Raw genomic sequence first — 23,755 nt, forward strand, 5'->3', positions numbered from 1 at the left:
ACTAATTTTTAATACAACTCTTCACAATTACTTCCAAAGCTTTCTCTGCATCACAAGCATATAAGCCGGAACACCATGCGGGATTAGCTTCAATCAAAGCCCAGCCTTTTCCTTTTATAATACCAAAATCCAGCACAATGGCAGCAGGCAGCGTAGAAGAGTACTTTTGGATAAAAGATACAAAGAAGGAAAACATATCTTTCTGTTCTTTTTCCGAAAGTGTATTGGTATCAAAGGCATTGTTTCTCCAATAAGAAGAATGAGTTTTAATTTCATTATTTAAAACAAAACATCTCACTTCAAGTTCCCACTCCACTACTTCGGAGGTGAACACTGTTATTTCCTGATCTAAAGAATCAAAACCTTTAATATCACTTATTTTTTGATAAACGCCTGCTTTAAAAGTTTTAAAGTCGGAACATTTAATGAAAATATTTTCTTCTTTAGTAAAGTCTTTTAACTGACCATAGGAAATTTGACGTTGAGTAAAAGAACCATCTATATGATTTAACCAGTCATCGGCAGGTTTAAGTAATGTAAGATCGCACTGCTCGGAAACAATTTCTGCATAAATATCCTCACCATATACCGCTACCACATCCGCACGAAATTCTTCCGGAACATTCCATTTTGCATTGAAGCGGTTTAGCTCGTAAGAAGAATTGAGTGATGCTTTCTTCAAATTATTACTATCTTCCGTATACATGGGGGAGAGCGCGATTATATTTCTCATTTGATTTTATTTAATAAGATTAATTATGGCTTTGCTGGCTGTCTAAAGTTTCTTTGATGACTTCCAGTAAAGGTCTGAATTGTGTAAGAAATTTATATTTTATTCCTGCAGTTGTTTTATAAGATGATAAATTATATCCTACATTGCCTTTTTCTTCTTTATTGAGAACAAGATTGTCATAATTTCCCAGGTCCATGGTGATAGTCAGTTCTTCTCCAGCCTTTTTGAACTCTTCATAACAGTTGTTGATAAAGTCAAAAGAAGGATTAGTTCTGTCAAAACAATCTTCTTTTATACGGAATTCATAAACTGCTTCATCAAGCTGCTGTAACAATGTAGCCAAATCAGCATCCTTTCCGTGAATTTCTTTGTATCGGGTAACAACTAATTCAATAAAAGCTTCCGTATAAAAAATGATAAAACTATCATCATCCACATTCCAAAAAATACTATAAAAATAATTGTGTTTAGGAAGATCATACCTTTTGAAAGTTTCGATCACTGACAGAGGGACTTCAATTCCCATTTCTTCCTTTAAGAATTGACATCTTTCAATAAATTCATGTTTTTTTTCTTCCTGCTTGGGAATCAATTTTTCAATCTTATTTTGAAGGGGTTGAATATACTTCTTTTTGAAGAAGTTAAATATTTTCATGTTATCTTTCATTAAAGTTTCAATATCTCTCTAAAAACCCTTTCCATCTCACCTTTATTCGCCTTTCCTGCTGATAAACTTTTAGATTTTTCTTCGTTTTCAGCGATTGTTTTCTCCAGAAAATTAAAAAGCTCCCAATCGTTCGGGTGGTAATAAGATTCTCCTTTGGTCGCTTTTAGGGCCACAAGATCTTCTATTTTTCGTCTGGTTGCATCATCTGTTAAAACAAGCAGATCACTGAACAGTACAGGAGGAACCGTTCCTTTTTCTATGATCCATTTTCCGGTAAGGGTGGTTCGGAGGCAATAAAAATAACTTTTTAATTTTACTTCATCGCTTCTGCAGGCTTCCAGATATTTCTTGCTCATGCTTAAATAATGATAAGAAACGGCAACCAGAGAAAAACAGGCATCTGCCAAAGGCCTGAACAGCTCCACAAATTTTTCATCCGCTTTATATATTATTGGAGAATAGAACCAGCTCAGCAAGGCCGCATTCGACTTCAGTAAAAGATGAAAAGTCTTTCTCAAGTCCCAGCCGGAACCGTCCAGATCATCTTCAGTCATGAATTCTATCGTTTCATCCTTATCCCAGGGAGAAAGATACCAGTCTTTTTCATGACGGTATATAAAACGTATATCATAATCACTGTCAGGAGATGCAAAACCCCAGGCTCTGCTCCCTGATTCTACAGCAAGAAGGACTTTTATCCCCCTTGTTGCTTCAACTTCTTTTATTTTTTCTAGTATTTTTGGTGTCATTGTTTTTTATTTATAATGCAAAGTAAAAAGAGTTGTACGCAATGTACTCGCGTAGTTGTGTTGAGTTACAGAAATTTTTAAAAGAATAGGTAGATAAATGAATATTGTCGATTAAAATTTTGCTTTGACCTTTGAAAATTGTCCGTTAAAAAAATAAATTTTGTGAACGTTAAGAAAATTCTTCTGTTTGAGTGCGACAAATATATTGATACAAAAAAGCAATAATGAATTCGCACGAGTTTAGAATTTTTAGAGAACACATTTTATTTTTAGCTCAATTTTCCAGGTCTTGACTTTTTGTTTCTTTTGTGTCAGGACAAAAGAAAATACTATTGAAATTCACTAATATTGCACTTTTCCATTTAACATAACTATCAACATCCATGTTATCATCAGAATTACAGCATAAAATTGATTTTAAAACAAAACCTTTAGGCGCATTAGGGCATCTGGAACACATTGCTCACAAAATCGGAATGGTTCAGAAAACCACTTCACCACAGTTATTGAATCCTCATATGGTAGTTTTTGCGGCTGACCATGGAATTGCCACAGCGGGTGTAAGTGCTTATCCACAAGAAGTAACCTATCAAATGGTCATGAATTTTCTGGGTGGAGGAGCAGCCATCAATGTTTTTTGCAGACAGAATGGAATTAAGATTAAAATTGTAGATGCGGGAGTGAATTTTGATTTTCCGGAGGGCTTAAATCTGGTGAATAAGAAGGTCCGAAAATCCAGCCGCAATATTCTGGAAGAACCCGCCATGACTCCTGAAGAATATCAGCAGGCACTTGATAATGGGAAGTCTGTGGTGTCTGAAATTGCAGGGAAAGGCTGTAATATCATTGGTTTTGGTGAAATGGGAATCGGGAATACATCGGCTTCTTCTCTGATGATGAGTAAGCTCTTTGATATTCCTATTACCAATTGCATCGGGCGCGGAACGGGCTTGAATGACCACCAGCTAGACAATAAGATCAATATCTTAAAAGAAGCCATAGAGAAATATCCGACTGAAATGACTGAAGATGAAATTGCCCAAACCTTCGGAGGATTAGAAATCGTACAAATGATTGGTGCCATCGAAGAAGCGTATCATCATAATATGTTGATTATGGTAGATGGGTTTATTGCAACGGTAGCGGTAGCTACGGTATGGAAAAAGAACCCTGAAATTCTGAACAACTGTATCTTCTGCCATGTAAGCAATGAAAATGCCCACCCTCAGCTGCTGGGACTGATGAGAGAGAAAGCTATTTTAAATCTCAATCTTCGTTTGGGAGAAGGAACAGGTTGTGCATTAGCATATCCCATTATTCAAAGTGCGGTTAATTTCCTGAATGAAATGTCGAGCTTTGAAGGGGCTAATATTTCTAATAAATCATCTTAAGCTTTATAAAATAATAAAGGGGCAATAAAGCCCCTTTTATGTTTAATTTAAATAAATTAAGACTTAATAAGTATGTGCAACATCTTTACCTGTAAACATCATTCTTACAGGTTTATTTTGAATTGCATCTTCATTCAATTTATATGAATTAAATATCTGCATGGTAGGAATATATCTGTATAAACCATCATCTACCAAATATAGTTTTCCAGTATTGGTGTTTCGTACCAGTTGAGTTCCTGAAGTGATGTCAGCCCCTCTTTCTCCGGTGTAGTCTTCGATATTTACTTTAAAAACCAAATAGGCTTTACCTTGTACAGCAAACAGATTATTAATTACAGCAAAGGATTCAATACGTCTCAGGGTACTTTCAAATACGATGTACAAAGCTCCCGTTGCATTATCCTGGAAAAACTGTCCGTCGCGAACTCGGTACGCTTTAGGCTCAGAATCTTTTAAGTAGAAAGAAATTCCTTCATAAACAAATCCATCTTTTCCGTCTCCCAGCTCATTCTTATCCCTTGTGTAGAAGTGAGTCTTTTTATCAGAATTAAAGTACCTGTAAATCGGAAAGCTTCCTGGCTCATCACCGTTATAGCTGGTACCGAGATCTCTTTTTTCCCAGTAACTTTGTCCTGCAAGTTCATTAGGATTAGTCGTTAATACAAGATCATTACTTCCTGTGTGAAACCATCTTGTAATGACCGGACCAGGTCCATCTGCAGAACCTAATAATCTTTCCTGAAAATAATAGCTTAATCCGGGATAAGATTTAGGAAGTTCAGATGGTAAAGGAGAGGTATTGTACAGATGTTTTTTGGTAAGATCACTGTAGAAACCATAAATAGGATTTGTTAAGGAAAAAGATTTGGACCAGATTCCCGCAGGTGGAGGAGTGGGTGTGTCTGGATTGTCTCTGAAGCCTCCTTTTCCTAACATGTTTTTGTCAGATAGATTTAAGGCTTGTGATTCATTTACATTTTCCAGCTCATCACCGGGAGCTGAACAGCTTACTATGGATATAAGACATAATCCAACGAAATACGCTTTTTTCATTTGTTTTTTTTCATGGTTATTAATGATGCAAAAGTAGAAAAACACCGTATTTAAAGGAAAAATTGTAAGGTGATAACATTCATGTTTTTTATTTTTCCTATTTATCTTTTGATCATATCTGAAAGCTTTCCTACTTTTACTGAAATTGATTAATCCTGGTTTTTATATCTAAAAAACAATGAAAGTCCTTAAGAATGAGCTGATCTACTTTGCAACAGCACTGATGTTTTTCACAAGAATTCCGGTTCCGTTTACCATTCCATATTCCAGTGAGATTATGAATAAATCTCAAAAGTATTTTGCATGGGTTGGATTAGTGATAGGGCTCATCAATGCAGTGGTTTTGTATCTTTCCACGATACTTTTTAATCTGGAAATTGGGATTGTTTTAATGATGATCTCCAGTGTTTTGCTGACCGGAGCGTTTCATGAAGATGGTTTTACAGATATGTGCGACAGTTTCGGAGGTGGATATGGAAAGGAAAAGATTCTGACTATTATGAAAGACAGCCGGGTAGGAGCCTATGGAACCATTGGAATTATTCTATTGTTTGCGTTGAAATTCTATGGCATCCAGGCTTTGGGAATGATAGCGCCAGTTAGAGTTCTCGGCATCATTATTTTAGCGCATACAGCAAGCCGGTTTATTTCAGGAACAATGATTTATACCCACGAATATGTTACTGATATTGATGCCAGCAAATCAAAACCTTTGGCCAATAAACCTTTGGATGGAATGGCTTTACTCGTAGGATTTATCAGCGTTTTAATTGCTTTTTTCCTGATTCCGGACTGGCGGTTGATTTTTGCTTTTGCGCTGGCCTATTTAGGCAAAATATACATGGGATGGTATTTTAAAAAGCATATTGGCGGTTATACAGGTGACTGTTTGGGATCTGTGCAGCAGGTTTGTGAAGTTTTATTTTACTTAGGAACAATGATCGCATGGAAATTCATTTAATCCGTCATACTGCTGTAGAAAATCAGGAAAACCTGTGTTATGGTTTTGCTGAAATGCCATTACGTAAGGATTGTATTGAAGATTTTAAAACATTGGAGATCGATGATAATTATGATATAGTTGTCTCAAGTCCTTCCCAGCGATGCCATCTTCTGGCTGATTATTTTAAATTGGATTATCAAACAGATGAGAGGCTTCGTGAAATGAATTTCGGGAATTGGGAACTGAAAAAATGGACCGATATTCCGGAAGAAGAAATCAATCCCTGGTATAAAGATTTTATCAATGTAAAAACTTCAGGAGGTGAAAATCTCCTTGAAATACAGACTCGTGTTCTCAACTTTTGGAATGAACTCATTCAGAAAAACAATGTCAATAAGGTTCTCATCATTACCCACGCAGGAGTCATTCGTCTGATCCTTCAGGCTGTACTTCAGTTTCCGCTTGAAAATATGTTCAATATTCAGATTGATTATGGGAAAAAAGTCATCATTAATATCAATGAAGGAATCTTTTCTGTTAAAAAGATGAATGTATAGTCACTCTAAAAGTTCTTTATTAATTAAAATATGATGTTTAGATTCCTACGGAATGACACAATTGGAATGATAGTCTTGCCCATATAGTTTGTCATTCCGTAGGAATCCAGGCAATGTAATCTTCAATAGGAACGGACTTTAGTCCGTTTGATTAATATTAGTTTTTCAATAGGCTTTAGCCGAAACTTAAATCCTTTGTAATAGAATACATAAGCTAATTCTGAATTTTGTAGGCTAGATTCCTACGGAATGGCACAATTGGAATGATAGTCTTACCCGTACAGTTTGTCATTCCGCAGGAATCCAGCCTGCGTTATCAGTGAAATTAATTGGGAAATTACAATTCTGAGTAATGTTTCAACTGAAGATGCAACATTCCCCTCCTCTGGAGGGGTGGCGAAAATTCAAAGAATTTTTGACGGGGTGGTCAAAGTTGTCTCTCCACAAAAAAACGCCACCCGATATCATCAGATGACGTCATAGAATTTATTTAAAAATCCTGATAAAACTATCTTTTTCCAGGCTTTCCAGTGAAAAATCAAAATCAGCTTCAGACTTTTCTGTCGTAATCTCTGCTCCAAGCTCTTTTACAAGCTCATTGAAGGACATCGCCTCAAACCATTGCTGGTACAAAGCCGTTGTTGCCATCGTAGATACTTCTGTATTTCCTGAAACATGAGAATGACCGGCTCCGAAATTCAATAGCGCGAAGCATTGCTTTTCATTTTTTGTCATCAGCATTCCCAGAATCATTTGCTTCTGAACAGAATTACATCTTGCTTCGGCAAATAGGTTGTTCGGATTCATCATATAATCGTAAGAAATGTTATCTCCTTTTCCGATCACGATTTTATATCCACAATTGGCATCTCCACTGAAAACGTTATTCATAACAAGTGTTGGCGCACAATGTCCTTTATTGGCGTAAAGGTATTCAACGGCACCGTTAGGAGCAGATGTCATATCTCCGGAGTACATTAATTGTCCGTCACCATGATTATAAGCAGCATTCCAACCTATTTTTCCGGCGATATTCAATCCTGAAAGGTCAAGGTCATTGGCTCCCCATTGATCTTCCCAATAAATACCTACTGCCAGTCTTTCACCATAAAAACGGGTTCCGGTAGGAATATTTCCAACAAACATTTTTTCAGAAGTTGGTAAAGCAAATTCTACATTCTCAGGGAAATAGAATTTCTTTCCGGAAAGGTTTTCATATTTCAGTTTCAGAAAATCTAAAATAAAATCATAGTTAAATTGATTCACGTAAGTTTCCTTACCTTTTTTGACCCATGATTTTCCGTTTCTGACTCTATAGACAAAAGTATCCTGACCATACATTCTTGAGTAACACGCTGACAATGCTTTGAATAATGCAAACGGTGTCGCATTTTCCAGCCAATGCCAATCGCTGTTTTCCAGCAATGTATTTGTAGCGTCATTCAGTGGATTTGAGACCAATGGCTTATGGTTTACTTTAGAAAGCTTCGAAATTTTATTAACCGCTTTCGGAGCTCTGTTTTTATAAGCTAGGAATAAAGGTTTGAATCTGTTAAAAATTTCTGCCAGTTTTTCCATACCAAAGCTTTCAAACAGATAGGTTGGGTTAAAATTACTTTGCTTAATTAAATCAATCAACTCATCATTTTTGATTAAAAGCGTTGTATTGGTCGTTTTATAAATAACATAACGGAAAAACTCAACAGGATTTTCAGGATAAATATCGTATAGATCGGCTATTTTTATAATGGCTTCCTTATTTCTGATATTTTCTTTTCCTGTGAAATCATAGTCTAATTCCGTATGCAGAATATACAACAAATCATCAATGGTTTCTTCTTTTAAAGCAATACCGGACTTCAGAAGAGAAAGGCATTTTTCCTGCATTTCTTCTACCGTATAAGCTTTGATTACTTTAAAAATCAACTTTGTATCAGGAACATTCAATATTTCTTTAGGAATGTAAATTTCACTCTGAAAATTACTTCCATAGGTTGAAATATAATGTTTAATCTGTTCAAAAAACAATTCAATTCTGGAAGTATTCTTTATTTTCTCCCAGGATTTATGGAAAGTTTTATTCAAATCATTTCCATTCAGTTTTTCTTTGGCATAATAAGAAATAATTTCATTTTTTGCCCAAACTGCATGAGGTTCAATAACAAAACCATCATTAGAAATAAATGGCTCTGCATTCGATTCTTTGGCCAATACAGCATTGAATAATTGTAGTGTTTTCATTGTTTTAATTTTAAAAAATAAGTGAGGAGTAGATTCATTAAAAGTGAAGGGTATAGGAACTCCTTTTACCTATAGTTTATAAAAAGCGGGGAGTAATTTATCCAAAAAAATATAGGAACTCCCTTTGCCTTATAATTTGTAAAAAGGCGGAAAGTAAATCTGGAAATATAGGAACTTTCTTTGCCTTAATTTTTTTTAACTAATGAAAATGAATAGGTTAATATAAGCATTTTCATTGTCTTGAGGAGCAGACAGGACTCGAACCTGTGACCCACAATCTTGGTGATTTATAGGAACTTTAGTTGCCTGCAGCGAAAAGTAATTTTGTTGCTCTACCATCTGAGCTACTGCTCCTGCCGTATGAAAAGTTTTCATAAACCTTACAGGCTTTTATACCTGCAAGGCTGGTTATTAGTTTTTTTGAAAACCCATGAGGGTTATATTAAATTAAAAATTATGCTTTTCTGAATTTCTTCTTTTTCTTCCATGGAGCGTTTTTCTGCACGTCTCCAGCCATGATACATCCGTAAGGCATCACTTCATCCAGAACTTCACAAAGTCCATATTCTTCAATCTGTGCTCTTACGGTCTTAGCACTTTTATAAGCGCTCGGAAGTTCAGAAATATCCACTTCATTGGAGTAGAAACGGATATCTAATCCTTCTGTTTCTTCGTTGAAGATTTCCTCAGTTGTTTTATGAGCCAATGATCTTTTATGCTGGCTTCTGCTGAAGTTCCTTCCGGCTCCATGTGGTGCAAAACCTAAGTTTCTTTCATTCGTTTTCCCCTGAACAATCAGCACTGGTTCTGCCATATTCAACGGAATCAATCTAGGTCCCGTGATATCAGGCATGAATTTATCATCCAGCGGAGTCGCTCCTTTTGCATGGTAAAACAGATCTCCATCTTTGAAAACGAAGTTATGTTCGTTCCAATATCTGTTTTCTTTCTCCATTGCCAGCTTATTCAAAACGGCATCATGAAGGGAAGTATGGTTTTCTTTTGTCCATTGTCTGATCAGCTGAAGCGCTTCCCAATAAGATTTACCTTCTTCAGTATCATAAGGAATCCAGGCGTTCTCTCTCAATGTTTCAGGAGAGATTTCCTGTCTGAAACGGTTAGCCGTTTTCATTCCTTTATCATATAAGGCTGCTCCCGGAGCTCTGGATCCGTGATGTGTTACCATCATCGTATTTCCTGTATTTTTGGAAATTCCTACGAATAGGAAGTGGTTTCCGTCCCCCTGAGTTCCCATATGAGAACGGGCAATGCTGATCAGTTTTTCATCATTTAAGAATTCATTTTCTCTGAAAGCATCCATCAGTTCCTGAGACATCGGCATCTGTTCACCTCTTGGTCTTCCTCCATATCCGAAATGAGTGATAGAATGCGCTGCATCTAAAACATCTTTAGGATTGGTTTTTCCAAAATCCGTCAGCATTACAGAACAACAGATATCAGCACTATGGAATCCCGGGTGAATAGCATTCTTGGCAATTACCACACCTCCTACCGGAATCTGACCTTCAGGACCTGTAGGGCAGGCATCAGGCATTACAGCTCCACCAATTAGTGTAGGGGTTTTCATCAGTACTTTCATGGTTCTGATTACTTTTTCCACATTATCATTTTCACTTTCATTTTCAGCACGTATGTTGATCATAAAATCTTTAGCTGTTTCATGAAGCGGAATAATATCCGGCTGTTTGAACTGTACCAGATATTCTGTGATCTGATGTTCATCCAGATTATTCTCGTTGATATAGCTAATGGCATCTTTAAACCATTTTGCTGGTCTATATCCTAATTCGATTAAATGATTTCCATTAAATTCCATTTTGTTTCATTTTGATGATGCAAAGTAATTGCGTTATTACGCAATAGTTTTGCGTAGGTAAAGAAATTTTAATTATTTTTACAAAAAAGTTATAAAAAGGGGCAAAAAGCTGATTTATACATTGGCACATGAACCTGAACACTATAAAACAAAATTAAAATCTGCAGCTATGGTACTATTAGAACAATTAAAACATTTCCCGGAAACGATCCAGTTTGGCGATGTTATCGCGTACATTGATGATCATTATGAATTTACTCCTACCGCTTTTCAAAATGGGGATACAACAAATCAGGCAGGACAGAACAATGGTTCGTGTAAAGTTTTCAGTTTTGCAAGCATTCAGGATCTTACCAAAGAAGAAACACTTTGGCTTTTTGGGGAATTCTACAGGGAAGATGTATTGAAAAACCCTGAGGGAAATGATCATCAGAATATCCGAAACTTTATGAAGTTTGGTTGGGAGGGAGTTACTTTTGACGAAAATGCCTTAAAGGGAAAATAGCTTTTTAGAAAAGAGCAAGAAACAGAATAAGTGAATTGCTTATTGAAAAACACCATCATTAAACACTAAGGTATGTCATCCAATAAAAACGCCCTGATTCGGTATAAAACATTAGATAAATGTCTTAAAAACAAATACAGGAAATATACACTGGAAGATCTCATTGACGAATGTTCAGAAGCATTATTTGAATTTGAAGGAAAAGAATCTTATGTAAGTAAACGGACGGTTCAGCTTGATCTTCAGAATATGCGGAGTGAAAAATTCGGGTATGAAGCTCCTATTGAAGTATACGAAAGAAAATATTACCGCTACAATGATCCTGAGTATAGTATTCATAATATTTCTGTGAATGAAAGTGATCTGAAGGCCATGAACAATGCAGTCCAGATTTTAAAACAGTTCAAGGACTTTTCCATGTTCAAAGAGATGAATGGTGTCATTCAGAAACTGGAAGACTCTATTCAGGCAACCAATCAGAAATCCATTATTCATCTGGATAAAAATGAACAGCTGAAAGGATTGGAGCATATTGACATCCTGTATGAAAGTATCGCGAATAAAAAAGTACTGAAGATTCTTTACAAAAGCTTTACAGCAAGAGAATCCAATATATTTACAGTACATCCACAGTTATTGAAGGAATTCAACAACCGCTGGTTTCTGATCTGCCTCTACAAACAGAAAATGTACAATCTGGCATTGGACAGAATGGAAAGTATTGAAACAGATGAAAGTCTTCCGTATATTGATAAGGATCTGGATGGAGATGAATATTTCAAAGATATTGTAGGAGTTACCGTTGCAGAAACAATGGAACCTAGAAATGTAGTTTTCTGGGTAGATTCTGGAAATGCTCCCTATGTGAAGACCAAGCCGCTGCATAAAAGCCAGGAGATTATTAAGGAAGATCATGAAGGGACACTTTTTAAAATTTGTGTTCAGATCAATTTTGAGCTGGAAAGGTTATTGCTGGGATTCGGAAACTCTCTGATTGTTCATAAGCCTAAAAAATTAAGGGTGAAAATGGAAGAGAAATTCAATGAAGGAAGTAAAAACTATCAGAATCTGGTGATTCCTGAGGAGAATTAAACTTCCTGCTCTTTTTTATCTTGGCTTGGAAATTGCATTATTTAAGCACACAAAAATAAGTTTATGAAATCAAGAATATTTAAAGCATTAATTGCAATTATAGCACCCATAGCGATAGAATATATTGTAAAAAAAATATCTGAGAAACTTGATAAAAAAGAAGATCAGAAAGAAAAAAAGACAAAGCAGATTACGGCTTAAACGTAAGAGTAGTTAAAATTTATAATTATTGAAAAGAGACTGTCATAAGTATGTACAGTCTCTTTTTTGTTGTTAATGGGTATTTTTGGTAAACGCTGAAAACCACCCCGTCAAAAATTCTTTGAATTTTCGCCACCCCTCCAGAGGAGGGGAATTCTTGTGCCTTTAACTCAAAGATTTGTTATGGGTACGTTTTCTTCAATGCATTTTTTTGACAGTTGATATTGGCTGGATTCCTACGGAATGACAAACTGTACGGGTAAGATTATCATTCCAATTGTGTCATTCCGTAGGAATCTAAACAGTATTCAAAAAACTTTCGTGACTTTTACGGGTTTCTCTAAACAAAATCATAAATCCCATCTTTCCATCCCAACACTTTAGAAGAGTCCGCTTTAAGCCAGTTTTTCAGAATCGTAGCATATACTTTTCTGAAATCTTCTTTATAGATCAGGTCACCTTCATTCAGATTTTGTAAATCCGGCAGCGCGTTCAAAAGGCCTTTCTTTTTAAGGTTTCCACTGATAAAAAACATCTGGTTGGCAGTTCCGTGATCCGTTCCGTTACTTGCATTCTGTGCCACACGACGTCCGAATTCTGAGAAGGTCATCAGCAGGATATTATTGAAGAGTCCGTTGTTTTTCATATCGGCAACAAATGATGTTACAGCTTCATTAATGTCATTAAATAATTTTTTCTGTCTGTCATTCTGATTGACATGGGTATCAAAACTTCCGATCGAAAGATAATAAACCTGTGTATTGATATCAGATTTTATTAAAGAAGCTACGGTCTTAAAGTCTTTTCCCAACTGAGAATTAGGATAAACCTGTTCCGTCTTTTTGGCTTTACTTTTTTCAAAGATATAATCTGCATTATTAATCGTAGAACCTAGAGTCTGATAAAGATAAGAGACGGTTTCATCATCGTGATGATGGTCATAGAGAGATTTAAAATATTTTTCCTGACTGGTTTGATAGAGTCTTTTAGGATCTTTAAAGGCAAAAGCTTTATTGTTTTCTCCTTTTAAGGCAAGGCTTAGCATATCGTCCACTTCCAGCGCCTGGGTAGGATGGTCGCAGCGGTAGCATTCTTCATCCAGAAAACGTCCCAGCCATCCTGTTTCCAGAAACTGATCACTTCTGCTTGCTGACTGCCAGATATCCATGCTTCGGAAATGAGATTTGTCGGGATTAGGATAGCCTACATTATTCATCACAGAAAGTTCTCCATTATCAAAAAGCTCCTTAAAATAGGAGAGAGACGGGTTGATCCCCGCTTCATCAGTCAATGGTATTGAATCCTGAATGGCCAGTGTCTTCCTTTCCCTGAAATAAATATCATTTTTAGCAGGAATAATAGTATTTAAACCGTCATTTCCCCCTGTAAACTGAAGAACCACCAATATATTCTGATTGGGATTCAGAGCTTCATCAAGCGTCATCGCTTTTAAGAAATTCGGCATCAGCATAGAAGCTGTAGCCAGTGAACTTATTTTGAGGAATTCTCTTCTTTTGATTAGCATAATTTTGTTTTTAGGGTAAAGGTGGTTGATAGGTAATATGTAATAGGTTGTAGAACTTGTCTATATTTTTACTATTGTTTGTTTTATAAAAATTTTACAGCAGCAAATAATAAATGGTGCTAAACTATACTGTGGCCGATATTACCTGCTGCCCACAACCTAAAACCTCCAACCTACATTAACTGGTATTCCGGGGTAGACATCAGGTTGATGACATTCATTTTTATACTCTTGTCAGAGAAATTCTTTACAGAGTTCATATCAAGACTTTGGGTATTCTGAAGAAGATAGTCTTCACAGTTTTTATGGGCGAAGAGCTTTTCAATACGCTCCCAGTCGATCGTAATGTTCGGGTTTTTAAAGCTTTTGTTTAAAGCTGTTTCGCGGGATTTCATTCCCATATCAATATCATCATCCTGTCGGGGACTGTATTCCAAAGGACGGAGTCCGGACCAGATCTGTGGTACTTGGAGCCTCAGCATCAGAGTAGAACTATCTATCCATGATTTTCCATTAGGCCATCCTGCAACATTGGGTGGATAAAGCAGCATCTGTCCCAATAATTTCTGATAAACGATGAGGTTTTCAGGATTCTGAATATGCATAGGAAGTATCCGCATCATGCCTGCCATCAACTCTATAGGAGATTTTATCCTGTTGCCGATATTCTTCTGATCATAAAACCAGGGGCTTGAAAATATTTCAGTCATCAGTTTTTTGATATCATATCCGGAATTGTAGAAATTGGTGCTCAGCTTGCTGACCCTATCCTGATCTACTTTTTCATTAACGAAGAATTTATAGATCTTCGTTGTAATAAACTGAGCGGTTGCCTTCTGCTCCAGAATAATATTGAGCACGTCACTTCCATCGAAGTTACCTGTTTTCCCTAGAAAAGTCTTGGAACCTTCATCATGCAGATTTTTTCTTTCTTTAAAATTTCCTTCTTTGTCATAGCTCCATCCCGTAAAGGCTCTGGCGCCTTCTCTTACATCTTTTTCAGTATAATTGCCTCTTCCCATGGTAAATAGTTCCATGACCTCTCGGGCGAAATTCTCATTAGGATGATCCTTTTTATTCTGTTGATTATTCAGAAAATTGAGCATGGCTGGCGACTGGCTCACTTCAAAAAGCAGATCTTTGAAATTTCCCAGTGCGTTCTTTCGGATGGTATTTAAAAGCTGTTTGTTAAACTTTGGATTGACTACACGCGAGGCGAAATGTCCGTGCCAGAAAAATGTCATCTTTTCCCTCATCTGTTCCTTGCTGTTTACGATGGTATTCAGAAAATTGAGATTCAGTTCATTGTTTTGTTCCCTGTTGAGCCGCTGCATTTCTTTTTTCTTGTCTGCAGGAGCGGTACTGTTCATGTAATCTGCTGCTGAATCCTGATCAGGTGTATCATAAGTGATCTCACTGAAGCTGTCCTCTTTCAATAATTCAGTCATTAATGTTGTAATGCTTTTGTTCTTCAGATCATCAATTTGATGAATGCCAACACCGAAACCTGCCCGCCAAAGCAGATGCTTGTTTTTTAATAATGAATCAGCTGTCATGAGGAATTTATTTTTTTTGATAAACTTTAAAGAAAAAGGTTAAAAATAATAACGGGTTAAGGATTGTTAATATTATGATGATCAAGGAGGTTACAACTAGTATGAATAAATTAATGGTTTACTTACTTTTAATTTCAATCTTAATTTTTCCTTAATTCACTTTTCAAGATCAATTTTTTGATAATTTTTGTTAAACAAATATTTAAATTTTGTTAAAAATAATACATTGATATTCATTGTTTTATGGTTTTTAATGATGTTAAAATCAAAGAAAAACCCTTGCTTGGCATGATTTTTACATCCTCTTGTTTAGTAAAATTTAAAAATTAGAGTTATGAAAATGTTTAAACAAGCAATAGTACTGGCTGGTATTTTAACAGCAGGTATAGCAAGCGCCCAAAGTTCTCAAATGAATAATATGATCAAAGTAGGTGCAAATGTTGGTTTAGCAGTTCCCTCAGATAATCTTTCTGCTGCAGTAGGAGTGGATGTAGCTTATCAAAACCTGATTACACCAGGATTTGGATTAGGTATCGCAACAGGATATACTCACTACTTTGGAAAAGAGAACAACGGATATAAAAACAATGATGTTGGAGTAGTTCCTGTAGCTGCTTTAATCAGAATTTATCCGAAACAAACCGGGTTCTATTTTGGAACAGACTTAGGATATGGTTTCTTGGTAGGGGACAAAACAGTGGCATCCAACACTAATGTTGAGAGAGCAAACGGAGGGTTCTACATCAAACCGGAGATAGGTTACCACAACAGAGACTGGAACTTCTTCGTACAATACCAAAAGGTTTTTGTAGGTACAAAAGGAGATTTAGCCGGTCAGGACTATAATGTGGGGAATATCGGTGTAGGATTCGGTTACAATATTCCATTAGGAAAGTAGTTAGATTTAATATATAAACAATTATTAACCAAAACCTTTTCACGAAAGTGGAAAGGTTTTTTTGTTCTGTGCAGGATTTACAAAAACAATTATTATATTTGGTAAAATTTGAGGTTATGATTCTGAATCCAAAATTTCCACTTTATTTACCAGGAGTAGAAAACAGTAATAATGATAATGTTTCTATCATCGGAGCAAGTCTTCGTGAAGATGTAACGATCTTAGGCTATTTTGTTTCCGGGAACGGAGGTCTTGAGATAAAAGTACAAAATAAATTTGCAACCAAAGAATATGCTTCCTTTTCAGATATTTTAAAGAAGTTTATTCAGGATAATCAGCTGCAGAATATAAAACGTCTGGGAATGGCAGTACCAGGTCCTGTACTTGACGGAAAAAGCAGCCCGGCAAGATTGGGATGGAATTTAGATGTTGAAGAATATGCCCGCGATTTCGGATTTGAAAAAGTAGACATGCTGAATGACCTTGAAGCTTCTGCCTACGGAATGGCTCTTCTTGAAGATAACGATCTTGAAGCTATTTATACAAGCGGACACCTTGAAAAAGGAAATGTAGCAGTTCTTGCTCCCGGAAACGGACTAGGTGAAGCTGGATATTTCTTTGACGGAAAATACCTGAGACCTTTCGCAACAGAAGGAGGGCATTCAGAATTTTCCCCAAGAACCAATGTAGAAGTTGAATTTTACCAGTTCCTGAATAATATCTATGGTATTGTAAGCTGGGAAAATGTACTTTCCAAGTCAGGATTGTTCAATATCTACAGATTCTTAAGAGATGTGAAAAGACATCCTGAACCGGAATGGTTGAGTGAGCGTCTTGCACAAGGGAATTTTGTGGAAGAACTTTACAAAGCGGCAATCGAAGAGAATGTATTGATCTGCAGAATTGCTTTAGATACTTTCCTTGAGTTTCTGGCAAGAGAAGCCAATAACCTGACATTAAAAGTAAAAGCTACCGGAGGATTACTGATTGCAGGAGATATTCCTCAGATGGTAAGAGAATATATTGATAAGGCAAAATTCTATGAAAAATTCAAGATCAGTGATAAAATGGAAGGAATGCTTAAAAATATTCCGATCTATCTGGTCAAGCAAAATCACACTGCATTAAATGGTATAGCACTTTATACAGCTTACTATCAAGTATAAAATACAGCTCCGAAGAAATTCGGAGTTTTTTTATGGGATGATATTATTCATGAAAATAATAATTTTTATTGATGTACATCAATGAAATCTATTGGATAAGATACCTACCTTTGTCTCGTTAAATAAGTAAACAACTCTATTCAATGAAAAAAATATTTTTATTAGCAGTTTTAGCTGGTGGTTTAGCTTTCGGACAGTCAAAAAAAGTAGTAGCGTCTGATGTACACTGGTGGGGATACAAAGTAGCAAAATCTGAAGCAAGCTCTCACGACGGTACAGTGAAAGTGAAGTCTGGAGATATGATCATGAAAGGAAACCAATTGGTAGGCGGAAGCTTCGTTTTGGATATGACTTCTATCAGTTCTACTGACCTTACAGGTGAATATCAACAAAAATTGAACGGACACCTTAAGAATGGTGACTTCTTTGAGGTTGAAAAATTCCCTACAGCAAGTTTCAAAATTACAGGAGTAAAGAAAAACAACGATAAAGTGTACAGTTCTCTTGTAACAGGAAACCTTACTGTAAAAGGAAAAACAAGCCCAGTTACTTTCCCTGCTAAGATTTCTTACAGCAAAGGAGTAGTAAGCTTAGTGTCTAACAAATTTTCTTTCGACAGACAGAAATTTGATGTAGCGTACAAGTCTACAATGCAGGATGTTTTTGTGAAAGATGATATTGAAATGCTTGTAAAAGTAACTGCTCAATAAATTAATCAAAAAAAGATTATTAAAAGTGTAGAAGTTCTACACTTTTTTTTATTTTTGTTGAATTGTAAATAAAAAAGAATGAAAAGATTACTATTGTTTGCTATGGTGTGCGCAAGTATATCATTTGTTTCTGCCCAAAAGAAATTTGATAAGGTTGCAAAAGTGACTTCATCAGAGATCAGATGGTGGGGGTATAAGGTGGTGAAAACTGAAGCTTCTTCCCACTCAGGAACGGTAAAGCTAAAAAGCGGAAAATTCAACTTTGACCACACGGTTCTGGTAGATGGAGAATTTGTAATAGATATGAGGAGTATGATGGCTGGAGATGTTTCTGATGAAGATCAAATTAAACTTACCAATGATCTGAAAAGCACAAACTTCTTTGAAGTAAAAAAATTCCCTATTGCAAAATTCCATTTGACTAAAATTATTCCTTTAGCAAACAGTGAATACAATTCTACAGTATACGGTGACCTTACCCTTAAAGGAGTGAGAAAAACAATTTCTTTCCCTGCAAATGTATACGTTACTCAGTTCACAACCTCTATTGAATCTGCGAAGTTCTCTCTGAACAGAAGAGATTTTAAAGTATTCTATCAGTCTTCATTGAAAGATTATTTCATTAAGAACGAAATGGATATCCAATTCAAAGTTACTACAGAAATGCTGGATAACGAGAATAGAGCTCCAAAGAAGAAAAAATAAGATTAATACACGATCAATATACAAAATGAGCAGTTCATCAGAGCTGCTCATTTTTTATGCCTCTTCTGCTTCAAAGATTTGTAACAACCATTCTCTGTTCCCTGTATTTTTTATAAATTCGTAGTATGAAAATTTATATCGTCAGCGGTCTGGGAGCAGACTTTAAGGTCCTTGAAAGAATAGAGTTTCCCAAACACTATGAATTAATTTTTATAGATTGGCTCATCCCTGAAAAAAATGAGCCTTTTGATGCTTATGTTAAAAGAATGGCGGATAAAGTAGATGATTCTGAGCCGTTCTGCCTGTTGGGATATTCTTTCGGAGGAATTATTGTACAGGAGATCAATTTATTGAAACCTGCGGAGAAAGTAGTCATCCTTGGAAGTATAAAATCTGATAAAGAAAAGTCAAAATTCATCAGGACAGGCGAGGTGACCAAAATTCCGAGAATACTGCCTGTAGGCTTGTTCAATGATAAAGCCGCGAATGTGTACTCTGTTATCCGAAAGCTATTTGATCCTAAAAATCCAAAAATTCTGCAGTATTTTAAAGTAAGAGATCCTTATTACCTGAAATGGTCTGTAGAAAAAGTTTCTGAATGGAAGTTTGAAGAAAATCCCAATGTGATTCAGATCCTGGGTGATAAAGACATTGTTTTTCCAATTCGTTATTCCAAGCCGGATTATGTAATAAAAGGAGGAACGCATCTTTTTCCCGCTACAAAATCTAAAGAAGTTTCAAAAATATTGAATGAAGTATTTTGTGAAAAATAAAAATATTATCACTTAAATGGTTTTTTTTAAGGGGTATTTGTTTTAAAAATGTGATTTTTATATAATTTATATTTAAATTTGATAGGGTTAAATGTAAATTTCATGAAAATAGGATTAAAATGGATCGTTTCATTCTCAGTGATTACACTCGTTGCAGTGGGTGGTTTATTCTGGAATCCGGCTGCGGATATTCCGGATACCGGAGAATTTTTAAGTGAAGATAAAATTGTAGGCGCAGATGTAGCCTGGATTCTGGCTGCAGCAGGGCTCGTTCTGTTGATGACACCCGGACTATCTTTCTTTTATGGAGGAATGGTTGGCAGAAAAAACGTGATTTCTACCATGTTACAGAGTTTTATCGCCTTAGGCGTAATTTCTATGGTGTGGGTAGTGATCGGTTTTTCTTTGTCTTTTGGTGAATCTCTGGGCATTACAATTGCTGGCAAACACTACGGAATCATTGGAAATCCATTAAGTTATCCCTTTTTTAGCGGAGTAGGTAATCTGCCTCATAAAATGATGGCACCCACTATTCCTTTTATCCTTTTTGCTTTATTTCAAATGAAATTTGCGGTTATTACCCCTGCAATTATTACCGGATCGTTTGCAGAAAGGGTTCGTTTTATATCTTATTTATTATTCATCGTTCTTTTTAGTCTCTTTATTTATACCCCTCTTTGTCACATGGTGTGGCATCCTGACGGTCTTTTGAATAAATATTTTGGAGTAAAAGACTTTGCAGGTGGAACCGTAGTGCATATGAGTGCCGGTTTTGCAGCACTTGCCGGAGCTTTGGTGGTAGGAAACCGAAAAAATCCCCATCATGAACCTTCCAATATTCCGTATGTGCTTCTGGGAACGGGAATGTTGTGGTTTGGATGGTTTGGCTTCAATGCAGGTTCAGCATTAAGTGCTTCTGCTTCTGCAGCTACAGCTTTTGGAACAACTACAATAGCCTCTGCTTCAGCGATGATGACATGGATATTTTTTGACAGAATCAATGGGAGAAGTGTTTCCGCTTTGGGAGCCTGTATAGGCGCTGTAGTAGGGCTGGTGGCAATTACTCCCGGATGTGGTTTTGTGAGTATTCAGGAAAGTCTTTTTATAGGATTTATTGCTGCTGTGGTTTCTAATGTGATGGTCAACTGGAAAGTATTAAAGAAAATAGACGACACATTGGATGTTTTTGCCTGTCATGGAGTAGGAGGGATTATGGGAATGATTCTTACCGCTATTTTTGCCCACGGTGAAAAAGCCAGTCTGCTTCATGGAGGAATTGATGTTTTCCTTCATCACATGGCTGCATTGATTTTAGTTTCTGCTTTTACTTTTTTTGGTTCATTGATTTTATATAAACTTACAGATTCCATAATTACATTAAGAGTTTCTGAAGATTCTGAAAATAAAGGGCTTGATCTTTCTCAGCATGAGGAAAGTTTCAGCTGACAAAAACAGGAAACTTTTCTCAAAAATCCAATTATTTGACTTTTGAGAAAAGTCTCCTGAGTGATATAGTAAAATCAAAATGATTTATTGAATTGAATGAATCGTTTCAAAGATTTTATTTTTAGATTTTTCAAAGACTTCACCTCCAAATTCCTCATTATCTAAGGAATGAATGGTGACATCATTTACGCCCATGATCCCGAAAATATGTTTCAGGTAAGTCGTTTGAAAATTGACGTGTCCGTTCTTTTCATTTTCACCATATCCGGTATCACCCCGGGTTGACAGAATAAAGAGCTTTTTGTTTTCGAGAAGCCCCACGTAATCACCATCCGGCACTCCGGATCTGAATTTCCAGGTTTCATTAATCCGCATTACCTGATCGATATAAGCTTTTAATCCGGATGGAATAGACCAGTTATACATGGGAGTTCCAATCACATATACGTCATGTTCCTTGAGTTCTTTTATCAGTTCATTACTGAGTTGTAAAGGCTTTTGGTTTTCTTCGGTTTTGTCTGCAGACTTTTTGAATGCTCCTGCGATCCAGGATTCATCAATATTAGGAATACTATCAGTTCCTGCTTCCCTGTAGGTGAAAGTATCAAGAGGATATCTGGTTTTCCAGTTTTCAACGAAAAGCTGTGTAAGTTTTCTGCTGTAAGATCTCTCATTTCTTACACTGGCATTAATAATCAATATTTTCATTTGCTAAGAATTTATACCAGCAAAATTCCTGATTATTTATTCCTGAAAAATTGATCTAGTTCAAGAGGATTTATTTTTTTTCCTGATTCTGCTGATAAATTCTGCTGAGATTCCCAAATAGGAAGCAATCAGATACTGCGGGACTCTGGAGGAAATATCGGGGTAAGTATCCAGAAAATCATGATACTTTTGTTCTGCTTTGTGCATATGATTAAATACGACTCTTTTTTCAAGGGTTCCAAGATAACTTTCCAGAATAATTCTGAAGTATTTTTCTAACGCTGGAATTTCCTTCAGCATTTTTTGAAAAGACTGATGGCTGATCTGCAAGAGCTTTGTTTTTTCTACAGCCTGTATATTATAAATGGAGGGCTTTTGTTTTGAAAAACTGGAAATATCTGTTGCCCACCAATGATCAATGGCTAAAAAAAGGATTTCTTCATTTCCGTTTTCTTCATTGATGCAGAAAGCTTTTAAAACTCCTGAAATGATATAACTGTCATGGCGGCAGATTTCTCCGTTTCTCAATAGAAAATCACCTTTTTCCAATGTTTTTTCTGTCCAGAAACTTTTGCATAAGGCTATTTCTTCCGGAGTTAGCGGGACATGCTGCAGAATACTCTTAATTAATGTTTCCATTTAAAAAAAAATAATTAAAAAGAACAATATAATGATAGATCTGATTGATATTGTTACTATCAGTTCATTTACAAAAGTACTTATTTTATGGGCTGTAAAAACCAGATAAATCTAAGATTTTGCTATGCATATATTAGGATTTATCATGTATCTTTGTTTTAGAGGAAAATGACGAATCATTTATGGAATCAATATCGGTTTTTGAGATTATTAAAGTAGGAATAGGCCCGTCCAGTTCGCATACGATGGGACCTTGGAATGCAGCAGCTGCATTTATCAGGATTATAAAAAGAGAAAGATCAATAGAAGAAGTTAAAGAGGTTTTTCTTGAATTCTTTGGCTCACTCGCAAAAACGGGAATCGGGCACGGAACTGATATTGCAGGAATGCTTGGGTTAAATGGAGAAGATTTTAAGACGATCAATACTTCAAAAATTGATGAGAAAATAGATTATATCAAAAGTACTCAAACCATTAATCTTGGAGGGGAGAAAATTATTCCATTTGTTTACGGACATCACCTGATTTTAAATATGAAAAAGAGCCTTGATTTTCATCCGAACGGAATGATCTTCAGAGCTGTTTTCGAAGACGGAACCGAGCTTGTACAGGATTTTTACTCTGTAGGAGGTGGTTTTATTGCCAGCCAGGAAAAAAACTCTATTCAAAAGCAGTGTGTACGTACTTTGTACCCATGTCATAAAGCTTCGGATATTGCAAAGTATTGTGAGAAGCTAGGGTTTGATAAGATTTCAGATTTAATCTTCATGAATGAAGAGAGTTGGAGAACTCAGGAAGAAACGAGACAGGAAGCGCTTTATATCTGGCAGCAGATTAAAGAATGTATTTACAAAGGAGTGAATAAGGAAGGGATTCTTCCAGGCGGACTGAATGTTTCCCGAAGAGCTGCTGGAATCAACAGAAAACTGTTAGGAGACAAAATTTATAAAAATAAAGACGAATGGTTCCAGCAGGTTGTTGATGCTGAAGAGAACTTTACAAATATCAACAAATGGATTGCCTGTTTTGCGCTGGCGGTGAATGAAGAGAATGCAAGTTTCGGAAGAATTATTACAGCACCTACCAATGGAGCGAGTGGGGTAATTCCGGCGGTATTGATGTATGCACAGGCTTTTACGCCATTTACCAGTGAGGATGATATTGTAAGATTCCTGCTTGTAGCAGGAGAAATCGGAACATTATTCAAGAAAAATGCAACCATTTCTGCAGCGATGGGAGGATGTCAGGCGGAAATCGGAGTATCTTCTGCAATGGCAGCAGCCGGACTTACAGAAATCCTGGGCGGAAGTGTCGGACAGGTATTAATGGCGGCAGAAATTGCTATGGAGCATCATCTTGGGTTAACCTGTGACCCAATCAAAGGGCTGGTACAGATTCCATGTATTGAAAGAAATACAATGGGGGCGATGAAAGCCATTACAGCAGCCAATATTGCATTGGAAAGTGATCCTACTAAGGCAAAAGTAACATTAGATGAGGTGATCCAGACGATGTGGGAAACAGCTCAATCGATGAGTGACCGTTTTAAAGAAACTTCTGAAGGCGGATTGGCGATTGCAGTCAACGTTCCGGAATGTTAATAGAAATTGTACATCATATTTAAAAATATAAAACCCTTAGACATTACTGACTAAGG

General features: G+C 36.3%; 23 protein-coding genes and 1 tRNA gene. 13 read left to right on the forward strand and 11 right to left on the reverse strand.

Annotated features, from left to right (window positions below):
• Nucleotide 1: 1 nt before the first annotated feature.
• Genes AC57AW_RS08985 through AC57AW_RS08995 form a run of 3 tightly spaced genes read right to left on the reverse strand, consistent with a single transcriptional unit; the run spans nucleotide 2 to nucleotide 2,149 of the window.
• Entirely contained in the window at nucleotides 2–733 is a 732-nt protein-coding gene (locus AC57AW_RS08985) for an ATP-grasp domain-containing protein (RefSeq protein WP_496351582.1), read from the reverse strand.
• Nucleotides 734–752: 19 nt separating this feature from the next.
• Nucleotides 753–1,388: a hypothetical protein gene (locus AC57AW_RS08990; protein WP_496351583.1), complete on the reverse strand. Its 636-nt coding sequence runs from the start codon at nucleotides 1,386–1,388 to the stop codon at nucleotides 753–755.
• A gap of 11 nt (nucleotides 1,389–1,399) precedes the next feature.
• The gene (locus tag AC57AW_RS08995; protein ID WP_496351584.1) at nucleotides 1,400–2,149 is read right to left on the reverse strand and encodes a nucleotidyltransferase domain-containing protein; all 750 of its coding nucleotides are present in this window, start codon (nucleotides 2,147–2,149) and stop codon (nucleotides 1,400–1,402) included.
• A 383-nt stretch (nucleotides 2,150–2,532) separates the two neighbouring features.
• Here AC57AW_RS08995 and cobT point away from each other — a divergent pair, with 383 nt between their 5' ends.
• Nucleotides 2,533–3,540 (forward strand): nicotinate-nucleotide--dimethylbenzimidazole phosphoribosyltransferase, encoded by a 1,008-nt coding sequence (gene cobT / locus AC57AW_RS09000; RefSeq protein ID WP_496351585.1) that lies wholly within the window; start codon nucleotides 2,533–2,535, stop codon nucleotides 3,538–3,540.
• Nucleotides 3,541–3,603: 63 nt separating this feature from the next.
• Here the strand turns inward: cobT and AC57AW_RS09005 are convergent, their stop codons facing one another.
• The gene (locus AC57AW_RS09005; protein WP_496351586.1) at nucleotides 3,604–4,596 is read right to left on the reverse strand and encodes a hypothetical protein; all 993 of its coding nucleotides are present in this window, start codon (nucleotides 4,594–4,596) and stop codon (nucleotides 3,604–3,606) included.
• A gap of 178 nt (nucleotides 4,597–4,774) precedes the next feature.
• Between AC57AW_RS09005 and AC57AW_RS09010 the strand changes: the two genes are divergently transcribed.
• Nucleotides 4,775–5,557 carry an adenosylcobinamide-GDP ribazoletransferase gene (locus AC57AW_RS09010; RefSeq protein ID WP_496351587.1) on the forward strand — a complete coding sequence of 261 codons (783 nt, stop codon included), beginning with the start codon at nucleotides 4,775–4,777 and terminating at the stop codon, nucleotides 5,555–5,557.
• A complete protein-coding gene (locus AC57AW_RS09015; RefSeq protein ID WP_496351588.1) occupies nucleotides 5,542–6,096 on the forward strand; it encodes a histidine phosphatase family protein in 555 nt (184 codons plus the stop codon). The genes AC57AW_RS09010 and AC57AW_RS09015 overlap by 16 nt, the downstream gene beginning before the upstream one ends.
• Nucleotides 6,097–6,582: 486 nt before the next feature.
• On the opposite strand, the gene AC57AW_RS09020 is transcribed toward AC57AW_RS09015, so the two are convergent.
• The 3 genes from AC57AW_RS09020 to AC57AW_RS09030 form a co-directional block, all read right to left on the reverse strand.
• Nucleotides 6,583–8,337, reverse strand: coding sequence for a hypothetical protein (locus tag AC57AW_RS09020; protein WP_496351589.1), 1,755 nt, complete (start codon nucleotides 8,335–8,337; stop codon nucleotides 6,583–6,585).
• A gap of 243 nt (nucleotides 8,338–8,580) precedes the next feature.
• Nucleotides 8,581–8,691, reverse strand: a tRNA-OTHER gene (locus AC57AW_RS09025).
• A gap of 100 nt (nucleotides 8,692–8,791) precedes the next feature.
• The gene (locus AC57AW_RS09030; RefSeq protein ID WP_496353877.1) at nucleotides 8,792–9,592 is read right to left on the reverse strand and encodes an RtcB family protein; all 801 of its coding nucleotides are present in this window, start codon (nucleotides 9,590–9,592) and stop codon (nucleotides 8,792–8,794) included.
• 751 nt (nucleotides 9,593–10,343) lie between these two features.
• Here AC57AW_RS09030 and AC57AW_RS09035 point away from each other — a divergent pair.
• The 3 genes from AC57AW_RS09035 to AC57AW_RS09045 all read left to right on the forward strand — a co-directional run bounded on the left by AC57AW_RS09035 (nucleotide 10,344) and on the right by AC57AW_RS09045 (nucleotide 11,972).
• Nucleotides 10,344–10,679: a HopJ type III effector protein gene (locus tag AC57AW_RS09035; RefSeq protein WP_496351590.1), complete on the forward strand. Its 336-nt coding sequence runs from the start codon at nucleotides 10,344–10,346 to the stop codon at nucleotides 10,677–10,679.
• 72 nt (nucleotides 10,680–10,751) lie between these two features.
• On the forward strand, nucleotides 10,752–11,771 hold the full coding sequence (locus tag AC57AW_RS09040) for a helix-turn-helix transcriptional regulator (RefSeq protein WP_318848274.1): 1,020 nt from the start codon (nucleotides 10,752–10,754) through the stop codon (nucleotides 11,769–11,771).
• A gap of 63 nt (nucleotides 11,772–11,834) precedes the next feature.
• Nucleotides 11,835–11,972, forward strand: coding sequence for a hypothetical protein (locus tag AC57AW_RS09045; RefSeq protein WP_496351591.1), 138 nt, complete (start codon nucleotides 11,835–11,837; stop codon nucleotides 11,970–11,972).
• Nucleotides 11,973–12,312: 340 nt separating this feature from the next.
• On the opposite strand, the gene AC57AW_RS09050 is transcribed toward AC57AW_RS09045, so the two are convergent.
• The gene (locus tag AC57AW_RS09050) at nucleotides 12,313–13,497 is read right to left on the reverse strand and encodes a DUF1501 domain-containing protein (RefSeq protein WP_496351592.1); all 1,185 of its coding nucleotides are present in this window, start codon (nucleotides 13,495–13,497) and stop codon (nucleotides 12,313–12,315) included.
• A gap of 173 nt (nucleotides 13,498–13,670) precedes the next feature.
• On the reverse strand, nucleotides 13,671–15,053 hold the full coding sequence (locus tag AC57AW_RS09055; protein WP_496351593.1) for a DUF1800 domain-containing protein: 1,383 nt from the start codon (nucleotides 15,051–15,053) through the stop codon (nucleotides 13,671–13,673).
• Nucleotides 15,054–15,387: 334 nt separating this feature from the next.
• Here AC57AW_RS09055 and AC57AW_RS09060 point away from each other — a divergent pair, with 334 nt between their 5' ends.
• The 6 genes from AC57AW_RS09060 to AC57AW_RS09085 all read left to right on the forward strand — a co-directional run bounded on the left by AC57AW_RS09060 (nucleotide 15,388) and on the right by AC57AW_RS09085 (nucleotide 20,751).
• Nucleotides 15,388–15,951, forward strand: a complete 564-nt coding sequence (locus AC57AW_RS09060) for a hypothetical protein (protein WP_318848270.1) — start codon at nucleotides 15,388–15,390, stop codon at nucleotides 15,949–15,951.
• Nucleotides 15,952–16,067: 116 nt separating this feature from the next.
• Nucleotides 16,068–17,117 (forward strand): glucokinase, encoded by a 1,050-nt coding sequence (locus tag AC57AW_RS09065; protein ID WP_496351594.1) that lies wholly within the window; start codon nucleotides 16,068–16,070, stop codon nucleotides 17,115–17,117.
• Between the two features lie 143 nt (nucleotides 17,118–17,260).
• Nucleotides 17,261–17,827 (forward strand): YceI family protein, encoded by a 567-nt coding sequence (locus AC57AW_RS09070; protein ID WP_496351595.1) that lies wholly within the window; start codon nucleotides 17,261–17,263, stop codon nucleotides 17,825–17,827.
• Between the two features lie 78 nt (nucleotides 17,828–17,905).
• Entirely contained in the window at nucleotides 17,906–18,532 is a 627-nt protein-coding gene (locus AC57AW_RS09075) for a YceI family protein (protein ID WP_047381173.1), read from the forward strand.
• Nucleotides 18,533–18,657: 125 nt separating this feature from the next.
• Nucleotides 18,658–19,305, forward strand: coding sequence for an alpha/beta hydrolase (locus AC57AW_RS09080; RefSeq protein ID WP_318848267.1), 648 nt, complete (start codon nucleotides 18,658–18,660; stop codon nucleotides 19,303–19,305).
• Nucleotides 19,306–19,407: 102 nt separating this feature from the next.
• Nucleotides 19,408–20,751, forward strand: coding sequence for an ammonium transporter (locus AC57AW_RS09085; RefSeq protein WP_496351596.1), 1,344 nt, complete (start codon nucleotides 19,408–19,410; stop codon nucleotides 20,749–20,751).
• Nucleotides 20,752–20,835: 84 nt separating this feature from the next.
• Here AC57AW_RS09085 and AC57AW_RS09090 read toward each other — a convergent pair whose 3' ends face one another.
• Together AC57AW_RS09090 and AC57AW_RS09095 are read right to left on the reverse strand one after the other, a co-directional pair.
• Nucleotides 20,836–21,459, reverse strand: a complete 624-nt coding sequence (locus AC57AW_RS09090) for an FMN-dependent NADH-azoreductase (protein ID WP_496351597.1) — start codon at nucleotides 21,457–21,459, stop codon at nucleotides 20,836–20,838.
• 60 nt (nucleotides 21,460–21,519) lie between these two features.
• Nucleotides 21,520–22,098 carry a Crp/Fnr family transcriptional regulator gene (locus tag AC57AW_RS09095; RefSeq protein ID WP_496351598.1) on the reverse strand — a complete coding sequence of 193 codons (579 nt, stop codon included), beginning with the start codon at nucleotides 22,096–22,098 and terminating at the stop codon, nucleotides 21,520–21,522.
• Nucleotides 22,099–22,280: 182 nt separating this feature from the next.
• Between AC57AW_RS09095 and AC57AW_RS09100 the strand changes: the two genes are divergently transcribed.
• Nucleotides 22,281–23,699: an L-serine ammonia-lyase gene (locus AC57AW_RS09100; protein ID WP_496351599.1), complete on the forward strand. Its 1,419-nt coding sequence runs from the start codon at nucleotides 22,281–22,283 to the stop codon at nucleotides 23,697–23,699.
• The last annotated feature ends 56 nt before the right edge of the window (nucleotides 23,700–23,755 follow it).

This window comes from Chryseobacterium sp. BGA-UO-ETr-SB22 (assembly GCF_059567885.1).

What these genes read in the sequence shown, in the direction of transcription:
- AC57AW_RS08985 (WP_496351582.1), bottom strand. Translation starts at nt 733, where the DNA reads ATGAGAAATATAATCGCGCTCTCCCCCATGTATACGGAAGATAGTAAT.
- AC57AW_RS08990 (WP_496351583.1), bottom strand. Translation starts at nt 1,388, where the DNA reads ATGAAAATATTTAACTTCTTCAAAAAGAAGTATATTCAACCCCTTCAA.
- AC57AW_RS08995 (WP_496351584.1), bottom strand. Translation starts at nt 2,149, where the DNA reads ATGACACCAAAAATACTAGAAAAAATAAAAGAAGTTGAAGCAACAAGG.
- cobT (WP_496351585.1), top strand. Translation starts at nt 2,533, where the DNA reads ATGTTATCATCAGAATTACAGCATAAAATTGATTTTAAAACAAAACCT.
- AC57AW_RS09005 (WP_496351586.1), bottom strand. Translation starts at nt 4,596, where the DNA reads ATGAAAAAAGCGTATTTCGTTGGATTATGTCTTATATCCATAGTAAGC.
- AC57AW_RS09010 (WP_496351587.1), top strand. Translation starts at nt 4,775, where the DNA reads ATGAAAGTCCTTAAGAATGAGCTGATCTACTTTGCAACAGCACTGATG.
- AC57AW_RS09015 (WP_496351588.1), top strand. Translation starts at nt 5,542, where the DNA reads ATGGAAATTCATTTAATCCGTCATACTGCTGTAGAAAATCAGGAAAAC.
- AC57AW_RS09020 (WP_496351589.1), bottom strand. Translation starts at nt 8,337, where the DNA reads ATGAAAACACTACAATTATTCAATGCTGTATTGGCCAAAGAATCGAAT.
- AC57AW_RS09030 (WP_496353877.1), bottom strand. Translation starts at nt 9,592, where the DNA reads ATGGGAACTCAGGGGGACGGAAACCACTTCCTATTCGTAGGAATTTCC.
- AC57AW_RS09035 (WP_496351590.1), top strand. Translation starts at nt 10,344, where the DNA reads ATGGTACTATTAGAACAATTAAAACATTTCCCGGAAACGATCCAGTTT.
- AC57AW_RS09040 (WP_318848274.1), top strand. Translation starts at nt 10,752, where the DNA reads ATGTCATCCAATAAAAACGCCCTGATTCGGTATAAAACATTAGATAAA.
- AC57AW_RS09045 (WP_496351591.1), top strand. Translation starts at nt 11,835, where the DNA reads ATGAAATCAAGAATATTTAAAGCATTAATTGCAATTATAGCACCCATA.
- AC57AW_RS09050 (WP_496351592.1), bottom strand. Translation starts at nt 13,497, where the DNA reads ATGCTAATCAAAAGAAGAGAATTCCTCAAAATAAGTTCACTGGCTACA.
- AC57AW_RS09055 (WP_496351593.1), bottom strand. Translation starts at nt 15,053, where the DNA reads ATGACAGCTGATTCATTATTAAAAAACAAGCATCTGCTTTGGCGGGCA.
- AC57AW_RS09060 (WP_318848270.1), top strand. Translation starts at nt 15,388, where the DNA reads ATGAAAATGTTTAAACAAGCAATAGTACTGGCTGGTATTTTAACAGCA.
- AC57AW_RS09065 (WP_496351594.1), top strand. Translation starts at nt 16,068, where the DNA reads ATGATTCTGAATCCAAAATTTCCACTTTATTTACCAGGAGTAGAAAAC.
- AC57AW_RS09070 (WP_496351595.1), top strand. Translation starts at nt 17,261, where the DNA reads ATGAAAAAAATATTTTTATTAGCAGTTTTAGCTGGTGGTTTAGCTTTC.
- AC57AW_RS09075 (WP_047381173.1), top strand. Translation starts at nt 17,906, where the DNA reads ATGAAAAGATTACTATTGTTTGCTATGGTGTGCGCAAGTATATCATTT.
- AC57AW_RS09080 (WP_318848267.1), top strand. Translation starts at nt 18,658, where the DNA reads ATGAAAATTTATATCGTCAGCGGTCTGGGAGCAGACTTTAAGGTCCTT.
- AC57AW_RS09085 (WP_496351596.1), top strand. Translation starts at nt 19,408, where the DNA reads ATGAAAATAGGATTAAAATGGATCGTTTCATTCTCAGTGATTACACTC.
- AC57AW_RS09090 (WP_496351597.1), bottom strand. Translation starts at nt 21,459, where the DNA reads ATGAAAATATTGATTATTAATGCCAGTGTAAGAAATGAGAGATCTTAC.
- AC57AW_RS09095 (WP_496351598.1), bottom strand. Translation starts at nt 22,098, where the DNA reads ATGGAAACATTAATTAAGAGTATTCTGCAGCATGTCCCGCTAACTCCG.
- AC57AW_RS09100 (WP_496351599.1), top strand. Translation starts at nt 22,281, where the DNA reads ATGGAATCAATATCGGTTTTTGAGATTATTAAAGTAGGAATAGGCCCG.